Annotated in this window: 12 protein-coding genes; 5 read left to right on the forward strand and 7 right to left on the reverse strand. The window is 51.1% G+C overall.

Annotation, left to right across the window (positions count from 1 at the left end; translation table 11 throughout):
• Positions 1 to 3: 3 nt before the first annotated feature.
• From ACJJIV_RS17865 to ACJJIV_RS17875, 3 genes are all read right to left on the reverse strand, one after another.
• A complete protein-coding gene (locus tag ACJJIV_RS17865) occupies positions 4 to 306 on the reverse strand; it encodes a hypothetical protein (protein ID WP_444889811.1) in 303 nt (100 codons plus the stop codon).
• 505 nt (positions 307 to 811) lie between these two features.
• Entirely contained in the window at positions 812 to 2,284 is a 1,473-nt protein-coding gene (locus ACJJIV_RS17870) for an aminoacyl-histidine dipeptidase (protein ID WP_444889812.1), read from the reverse strand.
• Between the two features lie 116 nt (positions 2,285 to 2,400).
• Positions 2,401 to 4,368, reverse strand: a complete 1,968-nt coding sequence (locus tag ACJJIV_RS17875) for a VacB/RNase II family 3'-5' exoribonuclease (protein ID WP_444889813.1) — start codon at positions 4,366 to 4,368, stop codon at positions 2,401 to 2,403.
• 350 nt (positions 4,369 to 4,718) lie between these two features.
• Between ACJJIV_RS17875 and ACJJIV_RS17880 the strand changes: the two genes are divergently transcribed.
• Entirely contained in the window at positions 4,719 to 5,807 is a 1,089-nt protein-coding gene (locus ACJJIV_RS17880; protein ID WP_252082454.1) for a Glu/Leu/Phe/Val dehydrogenase dimerization domain-containing protein, read from the forward strand.
• 250 nt (positions 5,808 to 6,057) lie between these two features.
• A complete protein-coding gene (locus ACJJIV_RS17885) occupies positions 6,058 to 8,877 on the forward strand; it encodes a M16 family metallopeptidase (RefSeq protein ID WP_444889814.1) in 2,820 nt (939 codons plus the stop codon).
• 137 nt (positions 8,878 to 9,014) lie between these two features.
• On the opposite strand, the gene ACJJIV_RS17890 is transcribed toward ACJJIV_RS17885, so the two are convergent.
• Positions 9,015 to 9,626 (reverse strand): glutathione S-transferase family protein, encoded by a 612-nt coding sequence (locus ACJJIV_RS17890; RefSeq protein ID WP_444889815.1) that lies wholly within the window; start codon positions 9,624 to 9,626, stop codon positions 9,015 to 9,017.
• 90 nt (positions 9,627 to 9,716) lie between these two features.
• Here ACJJIV_RS17890 and ACJJIV_RS17895 point away from each other — a divergent pair, with 90 nt between their 5' ends.
• Entirely contained in the window at positions 9,717 to 11,078 is a 1,362-nt protein-coding gene (locus ACJJIV_RS17895; protein ID WP_444889816.1) for a metal-dependent hydrolase family protein, read from the forward strand.
• Positions 11,079 to 11,138: 60 nt separating this feature from the next.
• Here ACJJIV_RS17895 and ACJJIV_RS17900 read toward each other — a convergent pair whose 3' ends face one another.
• Positions 11,139 to 11,849: an SIMPL domain-containing protein gene (locus ACJJIV_RS17900; protein ID WP_444884270.1), complete on the reverse strand. Its 711-nt coding sequence runs from the start codon at positions 11,847 to 11,849 to the stop codon at positions 11,139 to 11,141.
• Between ACJJIV_RS17900 and ACJJIV_RS17905 the strand changes: the two genes are divergently transcribed.
• Positions 11,821 to 12,117, forward strand: coding sequence for a hypothetical protein (locus ACJJIV_RS17905; RefSeq protein WP_444889817.1), 297 nt, complete (start codon positions 11,821 to 11,823; stop codon positions 12,115 to 12,117). The two genes, ACJJIV_RS17900 and ACJJIV_RS17905, sit on opposite strands and share 29 nt — an antisense overlap.
• Before the next feature lie 132 nt (positions 12,118 to 12,249).
• On the opposite strand, the gene ACJJIV_RS17910 is transcribed toward ACJJIV_RS17905, so the two are convergent.
• Together ACJJIV_RS17910 and ACJJIV_RS17915 are read right to left on the reverse strand one after the other, a co-directional pair.
• Positions 12,250 to 12,996 carry an aspartate/glutamate racemase family protein gene (locus ACJJIV_RS17910; protein ID WP_444889818.1) on the reverse strand — a complete coding sequence of 249 codons (747 nt, stop codon included), beginning with the start codon at positions 12,994 to 12,996 and terminating at the stop codon, positions 12,250 to 12,252.
• Between the two features lie 100 nt (positions 12,997 to 13,096).
• On the reverse strand, positions 13,097 to 14,293 hold the full coding sequence (locus tag ACJJIV_RS17915; RefSeq protein ID WP_444889819.1) for a hypothetical protein: 1,197 nt from the start codon (positions 14,291 to 14,293) through the stop codon (positions 13,097 to 13,099).
• Between the two features lie 75 nt (positions 14,294 to 14,368).
• Here ACJJIV_RS17915 and gloA point away from each other — a divergent pair, with 75 nt between their 5' ends.
• Positions 14,369 to 14,809: a lactoylglutathione lyase gene (gloA, locus tag ACJJIV_RS17920; protein WP_252082423.1), complete on the forward strand. Its 441-nt coding sequence runs from the start codon at positions 14,369 to 14,371 to the stop codon at positions 14,807 to 14,809.
• The last annotated feature ends 44 nt before the right edge of the window (positions 14,810 to 14,853 follow it).

Raw genomic sequence — 14,853 nt, forward strand, 5'->3', positions numbered from 1 at the left:
TGTTTAGAATTGATAGCCGAAATGTAGTTTTAGCTCGGTCCCATCTCTGAATGAGCCATCTTTATTAGTTTTTAGGTAGGATTTTCCCAAACTGATACCACCTAAGAGGCTGGCCTCGTCAAATCTATTGAAGAAGTAAGTGTAAGATCCTGCGATATAGCTTTCATAACGTCCTTTATATTTGAATTCAGATAATGACTTATCGTTCGGCGATGCGCTGAGAAGGTTTGAATTTTCATAAATATAATGTTCCCAATCTAGCTCTTTTGTTCTTATAAGCAAGCCGAGGGAGTGTTTCGGGTTCAAGCTTCTTTCCCATCCAAGGGTTATTCCATACTCTACATCAAGGTTGTCGGCCAGCCCTCCTCCGATATAAAAAGTGTCGGCCCCATAGGTGTTTGAGTACTAGATACCTAAAAGGCCTCCATATTGTGTACCTACACCAAAGCTAAGGTGGTTATTCAGATTTGCAGAGGCGAATGCGAAGGATGGGAAAAGAATACAGGTAAAAATCACACTTTTCATAGTTCTTCCATGTTGTGTTAAAGCGATTCTATTGACCTAAGGCATTCAAGGGAAGTTCCGTAGTGGTTTCTAGAGTAAGAATTTTTATAAAGGCGCTGAGCACTCTTTGGAAAATAAAAAATATTTTATTAATTGATGAGACAAAAAAGTAAATCAGATTGAGAAAGAAGACTGTTGACTTGATTTTTACTTGTTGGGGGTCGCCTGCCCACTCAGATGATTTGTAGTGGGCAGGCAATAAAAAGGATGATACTGCTAGAGATAGCTCTATAGGTTGATCATTAAGCTAGCTACGGGCAGGAATGGCCTGCACAACTTTAATAAAATAATCCCAGAAGTTAGCCACACTCTGAATATGCACTCGCTCTTCGGGTGAGTGGGCGCGTCGGATAGTGGGGCCGAATGAGACCATGTCCCAGTTGGGGTATGGCTTGGCTAAAAGACCGCATTCCAGGCCGGCGTGGATGACTTTTACTTCTGCATGTTCTCCAGCCATTTCCTTGTACACTTCCCGCATCATGGCAAGAAGTGGTGATGTAGGGTTTGGCGTCCAGCCGGGATAGGCATTGCCCAGCTTGGTTTTTGCACCGGTTAGCTCGAATATGGCGGCTACGTCGAGTCCATGGTGGTCTCGGGCGCTGTCGGAGAGGCTGCGTACCAGGCATTGCATCTTTACTTGATGTTGGCCGTTTTCTTCAACAGTTACCACACGAGCCAAGTTGTTGGATGTATCGGCAATACCATCCAGCGCGGTGCTCATGCGTTCTACACCGTTGGGGCAGGCGCGAATAGCACGGATTAATTTCAGCTGGCTCGCTTCATCCATAACGCTGCTCGGTGCTTCGGCTGCTTCCAAGCAAATCTCCAGCGCTGCTTCATTGTCGAATTCACGTGCAATTTGCGCGCTCTCTTGCTCAACAATTTCCTGTAACTGTTTCTGTGCGTTATTCGGTACAACCAGAGTGCTGAAAGATTCCCGAGGGATGGCATTGCGCAAGCTGCCACCATCGAGGCTGGCAATGCGCAATTGGGGAATGCTTCGCTGAGCGGTATCGATAACACGATTGGCAATTTTATTGGCGTTACCGCGACCTTTGTCAATGTCCAGGCCGGAGTGCCCACCGCGTAGACCGCGTACAGTGAGTTTGAAAGCCTGAAGGTCAGCCATCAGAGGCTCGGCGGTGTAGGGTAGGGCGGCATTAACGTCCACTCCACCGGCACAGCCGATGTAGAGTTCTCCCTCATCTTCGGTATCGAGATTTAACAGCAGGTCTGCTTCAAAATAACCTGGCTTAAGATTTTTCGCTCCGGTCATACCCGCTTCTTCATCAATAGTCAGCAGTGCTTCTAGGGCTGGATGCGGGATATCTGTAGATTCCATTAGAGCGAGGATGGCAGCTACACCGATGCCGTTATCAGCCCCCAGGGTGGTGCCTTCTGCGGTTACCCACTCACCATCGATATAGGGTTTGATGGAGTCCGTCAGAAAATCGTGATCGGTATCGGCATTTTTCTGCGGCACCATATCCACATGGCTTTGCAGTGCCAGTGTTTGGCGGTTTTCCATGCCGGGGGTAGCCGGCTTCTTGATAATGACATTGCCAATTTCGTCGAGCTGAACTTCTAAGCCGCGATTCTTGGCAAATTCCACAATGTGTTCGACAACGCGGTCTTCATGCTTGGATGGGCGGGGAATTTCACAGAGTTTGGCGAAGTGTTGCCATAGCGGTTTAGGGTTCAGCTCAGCAATATTGCTCATTGGTGGCCTCGGGCATTGTTATGGGTTGGTTTTATGCTCTGCGTTTAAATTGGCGCAGCTAGGGCATAACAGTAAAGAGCCCGGCGGGTGCCGGGCTCTTTGGGGTTCTGCTTGGCTTAATTCTCTATAGCCATTTCGTTTGCTGAAGTTTCAGGTAAGAGCTCCAGGGAGATGCGGCGTTTATCGACATCTACAGAGGAAACTTTAACGCTGATAGTTTGTTCCAGCTGGTAGCTCTGTTCGTTGTAGGTAAGGGTAAGGTGCTTGCCGTCAAAATTCGGCAGATTCTTTTTATCCCCATTTAGGCGAACAAATCCATCAATACCAAATTCGTCCAGGCGCACACCGAGACCGGCGCCATTGACCAGGGTGACCTTGCCGCTGAACGCCTGTCCAACCTTGTCCTGCATAAATTGGGCATAAAGCCATTGCTCGAGCGCACGATTGGCCTGGCGGCCGCGGGTCAGGCTGTCCTGTAGGGCTTCGATCTGTTCGTCACTAAGCGCTGCAGCAGGGCCGTCTTGTTGGGTGGCACGCAGTACCCGGTGGTTATGCAGGTCGTTGTATTTGCGAATGGGGGAGGTCGCAGTGGCGTAGGCTTCAAGGCCTAGACCTAGGTGCGCTCCCGCTTTGTTGTCGAGTTGGCCGGGGCGCAGCATGCGCTTCAGAACCGACAACAGGTTTTGCATCTGTGCATCGCCATGGCTTTCCAGATACTTAACCAGGGCTAGGTAATGTGGCAATTCGCCGAGGTCTTGCTCTGCATGCTCCGGTAGTAACTCTTTGAGTAGGCTGCGTACCTCACCCATGCGCTCCTCGCGAAAACCCAGGTGTACCGAGAAGCAGCCCTGTTGCAGCTCAGCCAGTTTGCCGCCAATGCTGATATTTGTGGCGAGCATGGCTTCTTCCACCATGCGCTGTGCAATATTGCGCTCCTGCTTTTCGATACGAGCGATCTTGCGCTTGTCGTCGAGGTGAATCTCGTAATCGGGGCGGTCTTCCATCGCCAGGGAGTGATTTGCACGATAGGCAGAGCGAGCTTCAAAAACGGCAGCCAGGTTGTGCAGACTTTGTTTTTGCTCTTCTGGTACGGCGGATTCGTCGCCCTCAATGAACTGGCTCACTTGGATGTAGCTCAGCTTGTGCTGGGAGCGAATCGCAGCAAATTCATAGCGGCTTTCGCCCAGGCTGCCATCAGTGTTGATATCAATATGAACCACCAGGGCCGGGCGCAGTTCTCCGGGTACCAGGGAGAACAGGTTTTCACACAGGTTACGCGGCAGCATGGGTAGGGTTTCACCGGGCAGGTATTGGCTGTGAGCGCGCTCGAACGCCTCTTTGTCCAGGGGGCTGCCGGTTTCTATCACACTGGAGGGGTCGGCGATGGCGATATGCAGGGTCCAGCCTTCGTTGCGGGTGGTGACGGCGAGGGCGTCGTCCATATCGCGGGTACTTTCCGCATCAATTGTGGCAAAGCCCAGTTCAGACAGATCCTGGCGCTCGGAGATCACTTCGGCGAGTTGAGCGCTGATTTCTTGCGCCTGGGCCTCCGCAGGTTGGCCAAACTGCTCAGGCAATTTGAATTGCGCTACTACATAAGCATGCTCAATACCGGGGATATCGGGCTTGCCAATGACCGTCTCCACTTTTGCCTGGGCGCGGCCATCTTTGAATGGGTGTCGATTGATTTTACAGGCGATAAACTCTCCCGGCTGTGCTTTACCGCGGGCCTTGGGAGGCAGGAAAATCCAGCGCGACAAGCCGTTCTGGCTGGGCTGGATAAAATGCCCCTGGCCCCGTTGGACATATTGCCCAACCAGATAGTCGAGTTGGCTTTCGATCAGTGTATCCAGCTCAGCGCTGAGCTTGCCTTTTTTCTCTTCCGTGAGGCTGACGCGGACACGATCACCTGGGAAAACCCGTTCCATCTCATTGGGAGGTAAAAAAGCCTCGCGTCCATCTTCTAGCTCCACAAAGCCAAATTTGCCGTTGCTGCCGCGAACCCGGCCCTCGGCAAACTCCTTACTGGAGCGAATATCTGTTTTCAGTTGTGAAAGTTGTTTCAGAGCGTCGGCATTCAGCATCGAGTTGATCTCTCGGGGGTCGATTTAGGCGCGGATTCTACCAGACCAGAATGAAGCGGGTAACAGGTGGCTAAAGAAGGAGAAATCATATCCGTTTGATTAAGCGCAAAGATGCCGGGTTGAAGGGGCAGTCAAGATCGATGACTGTATGGCCCAGTATATTTCCGTAGGGGTCGCTGTCCTAAAAAAAAATAATTCGTGTGAGGATTTAGCTATTACAGCGCTGTTCTGTGCAAAATATGCAAACTTTATCTGCCGAAGCTAGATATAATCTTACCCCTAAATAAAAACAGATAAGGGCTGTGGTTGTTCCCCAGCTGTAGAACCGGCCTTCCGGAGAGGAACAGTTAATGAGTATTTTTTCCCATTCCGCCTACGATAAGCACGAACAAGTGGCGTTTTACCAAGATGCTAAGAGTGGTCTCAAGGCAATTATCGCGGTACACAATACGAATTTAGGTCCCTCCCTGGGTGGCTGCCGCATGTGGCCATACGCCGATGACGGCGAGGCTCTGAATGATGTTCTGCGCCTTTCACGAGGCATGACCTACAAGTCTGCTATGGCTGGCTTGAAACTGGGTGGCGGAAAATCCGTCATTATTGGCGATCCGCGTAAGGAAAAGACTCCCGAGCTGCTGCGCGCCATGGGTGAGTTCATCAATACCCTGGGCGGCCGCTATATTACCGCAGAGGATTCCGGCACCAGTGTTGCCGACATGAGCGTAATTGGCGAGACTACCGAGTATGTGTCCGGTCTGTTCGCGGGTTCTGAATTCGGCGGTGACCCCTCTCCCTCCACTGCATATGGAGTGTTTGTCGGCCTTAAGGCTGCTGTCGAACACCGCTGGGGCAAAACCGACCTTACGGGTCTAAAGGTCTCTATCCAGGGGGTGGGCAACGTGGGCTTCCGCCTGGGTAAACTACTGAAAGATGCTGGTGCAGAACTGTTTGTGACCGATATCTTCCAGGACAATATCGACCGTGCGGTAACTGAGCTGGGTGCTATTGCCGTGACCGCAGATGAGATCTTTGATCTGGATGTTGATCTGTTTGCTCCCTGCGCTATGGGTGCCATTCTTAATGATGACACCATTTCCCGCCTGAAGGTGGGTGCTGTGGCCGGTGCAGCCAATAACCAGCTGGCCGAGGAGCGCCATGCGGCGGCTCTGCGCGAGAAAGGCATTCTGTATGCGCCAGACTATGTGATCAACGCCGGCGGCATTATTGATGTTTACTACCAGCAAAAAGGTGACTACGACGCCGCAGAGGTGAAGGCCCATATCGAAGAAATCGGCAGCACCATGAAAGAAGTGTTTGTGCGTGCAGACGAGACTGGCGAGACTACAGCGCATGTGGCCGACCGTATTGCTGAAGAACGCTTCGGACACCACTCTGTGACTGGTGATACGGAGAACAAATCCGGCACCGTGGCAGCATAACCTAATTCGGCACGGGAGATGTGCCGATGACCTGATCCCTGGCGATTGGCATCATCGCTTCTCTCTGTGATGTATTTATTTGGGCACTTTAGTGCCCATTTTTTTGTCTCAAGATTGATGTAGTGACCTGGTGCCTCATTCTGGTGTCAGGTTTTTGGTTCGTTACTGCGGAGGGCGAGCCGGTAAATGGATTGGATACTGGCCTAAACTTGCCATCCTGAATCCGCGGTTATTACTAGGGAGTGACAATATGGACTTGCGTCCAGTGTTCTTCAGTGTCGTTATCGCTACTGCTGGTCTTGCCGGCTGTAATCAGTCTACCGATGATACCCCCCACGCTCTTTCCGTGGACAAGGAAGCCGCAGCCAGCAGTAAAGATGCGGCTACGGATCAGAAAGCATTCGTACCGCCTCCTCAACTGGATATTCCCTTTCACAAGGAAGTTTTGCCTAACGGACTGACCGTTATTGTGCACGAGGATCGCAAGGCCCCGGTTGTCTCTACCAACATCTGGTACAAGGTGGGCTCCAAGGATGAGCCGAAGGGTAAAACCGGCTTTGCGCACTTATTTGAACACCTTATGTTCAATGGCAGTGAGAACTTTCCCGGCGAATACTTTGAACCCTTTCAGCGCTCCGGTGCTACCGATATGAACGGCACCACGAGTAACGATCGCACCAATTACTTTGCCACAGTTCCCAAGGGAGCTCTGGATATGGCTCTGTGGATGGAGTCTGACCGGATGGGCCACTTCCAAGGCGCTATTACCCAGGAGGTGCTGGATGAGCAGCGCGGGGTGGTTAAAAACGAGAAACGCCAGGGAGAGAATGCGCCCTACGGTAAAGCTTTTGACATTATTGCCAAAAGTACCTTCCCTGCGGATCACCCCTATTCATGGACACCTATAGGTTCCATGGAAGACCTGGATAATGCCAGCCTTGAAGATGTAAAGAAGTGGTTTGCAGATCACTATCAACCGGCCAACGCCACCCTGGTTATTGCCGGTGATATCAGTGTTGATGAGGCGATGGCCAAGGCGCGCAAATATTTTGCTGATATTCCCAGTACTAAAGTGCAACCTCGAATCAAAAACTGGGAGTTACCCACCCAGGTGAAAAAGCGCGAAGTTGTTCACGACCAGGTACCGCAAACCCGTATTTACAAGGTTTGGAATGTCCCCGCCATTGGTAGTGAGGAAGAGCATGCCCTGGAGCTGATGACTTCGCTGCTGGCAAATCGTAAAAACTCCCTTTTATATCGTCGATTGGTCCGGGATGAAAAAGTAGCGACCAGTGTGAGTGCTTTTTATTACGGTCGCCAGTTGGCAGGTCAGCTGATTATTGTGGTGGATGTAAAGCCGGGGCAGCCTGTCGATAAAGTGGAAAAACTCTTAGATAAGGAGTTGCAGCAGTTTGCTAAAAACGGCGTCAGCGCAGAAGAGTTGCGCCGGGTTAAGCAGGGTGAATTCGCCAGCCTGGTAAAAGGATTGGAAAAAACCGGTGGCTTTGGTGGTAAGAGCGATATCCTTGCCCGTTCGGAATTTTACTATGACGATCCCGGCGCACTTCTGAAAGGTGTTGAAGAGTATGCCAAGGTTTCCGCTCGTGAGGTGCAGGATGTAGCAGAGCAGTGGCTGAAAGATGACTCTTACACTTTGATTATCCAACCTCAGCAGCAGTTCACCGCAGCCACCGAGGGGGCAGACCGCAGTAAGCTGCCGGAGGTGGATAAAAATGTAGAGCTGGAATTACCTAAGCAGCAGAACTTTACCCTGAAAAATGGTCTTCGGGTTGTTTTGGCTGAGCGCCACGATACGCCGGTTGTGTTGATGAATCTGCAATTTCGCAGTGGCGCCTCAGCAGACAAAAGTAAACCCGGGCTCGCTTCAGTCGCGGCACAAATGTTGAATGAGGGCGCCGGCAATCTCGATAGCCTGGAGTTTAGCGCCAGATCCGAGGAGCTAGGGGTGAGTATTGGTGGTGGCAGTGGTTTGGATTACAACTCCATCAGCATGAGTGCCCTTAAGTCACAGTTGAAACCCTCACTGGAGTTATTTTCCAAGGTGGTTACCGAGCCCCGTTTCCCCGAGTCCGATCTCGAGCGGGTAAAGTCCAATCGCCTGGATGCTATCGCCCAGGAAAAGGCACAACCCCAGGGATTGGCACTGCGTGAGTTGCCGCCACTGCTCTTTGGTAACGAGCATCCCTATGGCGCCCCCTTGACCGGCTCTGGCACACCTGAAGGCATTAAGTCGATCACTCGCGAAGATCTGGTGAACTTCCAGAATACCTGGGTGCGTCCCGATAACGCCACTCTCACCATTGTTGGTGATGTAACAGAAAAAGAGATCGAACCGCTGCTGAATGAAACTCTGGGTGGCTGGAAAGCGCCTAAAGAGGAGTTGCCACAAATTGATGTGGCCAAGGTGGCGCGTCCGGAAAAGGCCAGGGTTTACCTCCTGGATCGTCCAGGCGCCCAGCAAAGTTTCATCATGGCTGGATTGGTGATGCCGCCTTGGCAGCCGCAGGGTGCTGAAGCTTTTGATGCGATGGCCAATACGATCGCTGGTAAGTTTACCTCGCGGGTTAATATGAACCTGCGTGAAGACAAGCATTGGTCCTACGGCGCCCGAGCGGTTTCCATGGATACGGAAGGTCAGCGGCCTTACATTCTGTTTGCCCCAGTGCAGACCGATAAAACAGCCCCGGCCATCAAGGAATTAATCAAAGAGTATCATGAGTATTTGACTAACCGCCCAATTACCGAGAAGGAGTTGGAGGACTATCGAAATGATGAGGTGCTAAAACAGAGTGCACGCTTCCAAACCAAAGGCCAGTTATTGTCCAGTATCAACTGGCAGGTGGAAAAAGGCTTACCGGAAGATTACATTGCTGATTATCCTCAAAGGGTGGCCGAGTTGAATAAGGAGCAGGTAGAGTCCTCTGCGCAAGAGTTTCTTGCCCCAGATCAATTTACTTGGGTCATTGTTGGCGATCTGGAAAAAATTAAGGGAGAGGTTGAGGCCCTGGATATTGGTCCTGTAGAGGTACTACCCGCAAAAGATCAATAAAAAAATTGATTTCATACTAAAAGCGCCCCGGTTTCTTATAAACCAGGGCGTTTTTTTATGAGCATTTAGTGGTTTTTTTCAAAACCTGATGACCTCCGCTGGGCAGTCTATTCCGAATAGTGTTTCAGAAATTTACCTTAGACCTTGAAGCTTGGGCGCTGCTTGAGCTGCTCGCGCCAGCGGATCAGGTGGGGGTGTTTTTCGCCATCCGGGCGCAGATTCTGTACTTTGCCAAAATCGAGACTGCACACCATGCTGATATCGGCTACTGAGAAATAATTTCCAACCAGAAATTCATGATCAGAGAGGTGGTCGTTTAGAGCCCCCATAAATTTTATCGCTCGTTTACCCGAATCCTCGCCGAATTCAGGATAGACATTCATGCGGTCCTTGAAAAAGCCAGAAACGTGTTGGAAGCACATTCCTACTGGAAACATTAAGTTGAAATCGGCACGGCGATTCCACATTTCCACTAGGGCTTTTTCTTTTGCATCGCGGCCAAAGAGTGCCGGCTCCGGGTGTAGTTCTTCGAAGTATCGTTGAATCGCTACGGACTCAGAGATATAAGCGCCATCATCCAGTTCCAATACGGGAACTTTCTTGTTGATATCTTTACTGCGATATTCGGGGCTGAGGTTTTCGCCCTTGGTAATATCTACATGGGTAAATTCAACTTCGATGCCTTTTTCCGCAAGATACATGCGAACTCGACGACAATTGGGGGCGCTTGCAAACTCATAGATCTTCATAGGGCTTCCTCTCGCCTCGGCGATTGCGTTAAATTGAGCAGCTGTCCATAAAAACATTACAAATCTAAAAGAGATTTACTGGTGACGACAATGACCACAAGTTCCAATAGAGGCTGCTTCTTTCGCCGCACAGTCACGGCGCTGGCTATTTTTGCCGGTCTGTTTTGCCAGCAGGCTACTGCTGAAGAACTCGCTATTTATGCGGGGAAACTCTTCAATAGCAGCAATGGAAAACTGTTAGAGAATCGCACGATTCATATTGTGGATGGCCGTATTGAGTCGGTACAAAAAGGGTTTGCCAAGCGGGAGCGGGAAATTCTTGTCGACTTGCGCAATTACACTGTGCTTCCAGGATTGATGGATATGCACAGCCACCTCACTTATGAGTTTGGTCCTCGTGCTTATACGGAATCTTATACCTGGAATCCGGCAGACTTCACTCTGCGCGGTGTCGATGCGGCCAGCCGTACCTTGCAGGCGGGCTTTACCACCATCCGCAATCTGGGTGATCACGATAATGTCACCGTCAGTCTGCGGCGAGCGATTGAAGCAGGCACTATTGAGGGACCGAGGATTTACACTGCGGGAAAATCTATCGCAACCACCGGTGGTCACGCCGACCCCACGAATGGTCGCCGCCATGACTTAGTAGGGAATCCCAGCCCGGCCGATGGTGTTGTGGATGGGCCTATTTCCGCGCGCAAGGCGATTCGTCAGCGCTATAAGGATGGTGCAGACCTCATCAAAATCACTGCTACTGGCGGGGTGCTAAGTGTTGCCAAAAGTGGGCAAAATCCACAATTTATGCAGGATGAGTTGGAGGCAATTGTTGCCACTGCCAAAGATTATGGCTTTACCGTGGCGGTACATGCCCATGGTAAGGAAGGCATGATTCGAGCTATTCGCGCCGGTGTGAACTCCATTGAGCACGGCACTTACATGGATGAAGAGGTGATGGATCTCATGCGTAGGAACAATACTTGGTTTGTTCCGACTTTGATGGCAGGAGAGTGGGTAACTGAGAAATCTGCGATTGATGGCTTTTTACCCGAAATTGTTCGTCCCAAGGCCGCCACTATGGGGCCTCTAATGCAAGAGACTTTTTCCAAGGCTTATAAACGTGGAGTTAAAATTGCCTTCGGGACCGATACCGGTGTGACCCGGCATGGAGAGAATGCGCGGGAATTTGTCTTGATGGTACAGGGGGGAATGACTCCTGCCGACGCCATCCGCTCTGCAACCTGGAATGCCGCACAATTACTGCAGATTCAAGACGAGCTTGGCAGTATCAGCGAGGGCAAACTCGCGGACATCATTGCGGTTGCAGGAAATCCTCTGGAGGATATCTCCGAATTGCAACGGGTGCAGTTTGTCATGAAGGAAGGCAAGGTTTTCAAATACCCCAGCGAGCCGGCAGTGGAGGTATTTCTGGAGCATGAGGGGGATGGTTGACAGCTGTGAGTAGAATACCGGCACCGCATAGAGTTGCGGGGCCGGTATAGAAGTAATTGATTATTTCAGCTCGAAGACCAGGTCCAAATTGACAGCTACGGTAGTCTCACCGGGGGCAATAGGGGTTGAAGCACTGTCTTTCATTGACTCCATCTGGCCCCTTAACATCATAGGTCGGGGCATACCGCCGCTACCCTGTTCAGAAATACTCACGATTCGACGAACCTTCATACCCAGTGCTTTAGCGTAAATAGTCGCGCGCTCCTGGGCATCCAATAGGGCTTTTTCGCGGGCCTCAGCTTTTACTGGTTCTGGCTCGCCAATCTCAAAGCTGGGACCGTTAATTTGGTTGGCCCCGGCGGCGGTGAGGTCGTCCAGTACACCTCCCAGCTCACCCAATTTGCGCACTTTGATGTTGAGGGTATTTCGCGCAGTATAGCCGACGATTTTGGGCTTCTGATCTCTCTGATAATGGTAGCGGGGAGAAAGACTGACGCCGCTGGTTTGAATATCTTTCTTGGCAATACCGGCTTTCTTAATCGCTTTCATTAGCGTAGCCATTTGTTCGGCATTATCTTGCATGGCTTGCTTGCTGTCGTCTGCCTCAGTTACCACGCCTACAGACAAATTGGCAACATCGGGAGCCTGTCTTGCCTCACCTTGAGCCGCAATAGAGACCAGGGTTCCCCGTTCGGAGGGAGCCTGCCCATTTCCGCAAGCGGCGATAAGCAGAGTAAGTACTGTGATTGTCGAGAATTTTACTAACTTCATGATTTTTCCTTATCAATCGCTATGGATTTGGCATCACTCCGATGCATTAGGCGCCAAATACTATCAGTGCCTTTCTGAACCGCAGCTGAGCAAGAAGGTCAGCATAACGGATCATCGGGGAGCTGTAGACAAGCTGCTTGGCAATATTGGCTTGCCACTTGGCCGGGAAAGTGCTGCCAACTTAATCAGAGCTAAATTTCTTCTGATAAGTTTCATCTTTCTTGGTAGAAAACAAAACTCAGGAGAAGAAGGTATCGACGTCTGTTAGAAACACGTGGCTGCATTCGTTTTTAGGATGCTTAATCGCAGGCTGTATCTGGCTGGCTAAATCCAACCTCCGTAATTCTTTGAGCCAGAGCTATCGGGAGAGTAGAGATTATAAGGAAGTCTTGGAAGAAGCTCAGTCAGTGTGCTCTATTCGCCTGGAAAGGCCATCGGGGAGGCCCAATGTGTCTTTCGCGGGCGGTCGGGCGAAACCACCTGCGCGGGCAATACCTGGGTTGAGCCGTACAAGACCCTCTGCCTGCACGACAGCGGCAGGGACTGGATCGACCACAGGAATCGGCAGTCTGCCAGAAATCTTTGTGGCAAGACCGGCGAGCGGTCCTCCAGCGAGGATGGCGACATCTGCCCGGTCAGTATATGCAGCTTCTTCTACGAGCTGAACCAAGCTCTCGCTAAGCTCTTCCTGTACAGTTTCGATTGATTGGAAACGCTCGCTAGGTAGGCGAATGCCGGTGAAGCGATTTTCGAGACCGGCACGCAGCACACCATCACGAAACCAGTCCGCCAAACTATCGCTAAATGTGACTATCGAGAAGCGCTGGCCAAGTGCACAAGCGGTCAGCATTGCCGCCTCGGCAACGCCGATCACGGGAATGTCGAATAACTGGCGCGCACCAATGAGACCTGGGTCCCCGAATGCAGAGATGATGACTGCGTCTACCTGTGTGTGGTGTTCAGCAATTGTCTCGAGGATATCACTAGCGATAATTTCGGCCTCAACCCGGCTCGAAATATAAGGAAAGCCGATCTTGGCGGTGGTCGCTACGATTTTGGTGCGCGGAGATGCAACCCTTTGTGCGGCGCCCGCCATTAGTGACGTCATAGATTCTGTGGTATTTGGGTTGAGGAGAAGCAGCTTCATGATTAGGTCCGGACTCTCCCGTTTTTAAGATTACATCGTCCGCAAAAGTATGGATCAAAGTATTGATCAATAGAGGCTGCCGGCTGGCTTAGCCTGTTAATCAGCATAACAGCGCCTCCGAATTTATTTGGGGAGAGTCAAAAACCTGCTGATAAGTTTCATTTTCATCATGGTAGATAGCAAAGCCCAGGCGCAGCAGATGTTGGCGCCTGTCGCAAAGGACTGCTCGGGCTTTCAGCTCTTTTTGTAGCTTTTCTGAGTTTTCTGTTGTGCCGCAATCGAACGTGAAAAAGTGGCCATGGCCCTCCTTCAGGTCGTGGTGAATTAGGCGCTTCCGGTTGAGTAGCGGGTGGCTGTTTTTGTCCATTGTGTTCAGGAAGCGGCTTTGGGCATTGAGGACATAGCGGTGGATTTTATCTACGGTGATACCTTCGCGTCGGAATAAATCGAAAATGGAAAGACCCTTGTACAGGCAGGAATAATCCATAGTTGCCCCGGCAAATCTCAGCCAGTTGTCCGCATAGCTGACATGGCCACGGCGATTTTCAGGCTCCGCAATCTCGGCAAACCAGCCGGTATTTAGTGGTCGTAGGGAGCAGCCGCGAGGAATGCTCATAAAACACAGCCCTTCGCCGGCACCCAGGTACTTATACGAGCCGGCAGTAAAAAAAGCTTTGTCAGCAATACCGCTTAGGTCGATTGGGCGGGCAAAAAACCCATGGTAACCGTCGACTACAAACTGGGTTTGGGTTGGCTTCTGCTCGACGATTCGCAATAGGTCGGGGAATACCACGCCAGAATCGAAAAACACCAGGCTGGCATAAGCCAGTTGGTAGTCCCCGGTATGCAGTTCCTGCTCAAAGCGCTCTGCCAGGGTGGAGAAGGGGTGTTTGGGCATACGGGTTACTTGTATGTTGGGCAATTCTTCCAGCCGCTGCAGCTGGCGGGTGAAGCTGTAAAATTCTCCATCTGTAGTGAGGATATGCAGGGGTTCAGTGATGGGAAAGGCACTAAGTAGCCGGTAGACAAGCTCGTGGGTATTGGGGGCAATAGCTATTTGAGAAGCGTCGGGGAGGTTTAGTGTTCGCGCGACGGCACTTTGCCAGGCGGGTATTTTTTCCTGGAAAATAGGTCCCCACTTGTCATCGGCGAGCAGTGCCGCATCCTGCCAGTATTGTTGGACTGCCTCCAAGGTCACATCGGGCCAGTAATGATGAGAGTGACAGGCCATGTGCAGCATGGAGGATGGGCTGCCGCTGGGTGCTTGAGAAAATGCACGATAGAATTTTTTATACATTTGCTTTTCGCCAGGCGAAGCTGAATTATTTATTATTCCGCGATTGTAGATCCTGGCAACAGGAAGGAGTAGAGGGTGAGATACCTGCACACAATGGTCCGTGTGGCCAACCTGGAAGAATCCTTAAAGTTTTACTGTGAGAAGTTGGGCTTGCAGTTGGTGCATCGCAAAGATTATGACAAAGGGCGTTTCACCCTGGTATATCTTGCGGCCCCTGAGGATGTCGATAGTGCTCGCCAGCATAAAGCGCCCACGCTGGAACTCACTTACAACTGGGATTCGGAGTCCTATAGTGGCGGGCGAAACTTCGGCCACCTGGCTTATGGAGTGAATGATATCTACGCCGTCTGCCAGAGAATGATGGATGCGGGGGTTACGATCAATCGTCCCCCTCGCGATGGCCATATGGCCTTTTTCCGTTCGCCGGACGGTATCTCAATTGAACTGTTACAAAATGGCGAGCCCCTGGAACCGAGGGAACCCTGGAAGTCGATGGAGAACAGCGGCGAGTGGTAATTGGCCCTGGCAAGGCTCTCATTTGACTTTGGCTTTTAGGTAAA

The sequence above is a fragment of the Microbulbifer mixtoriginis (SeqCode) genome (assembly GCF_052466765.1).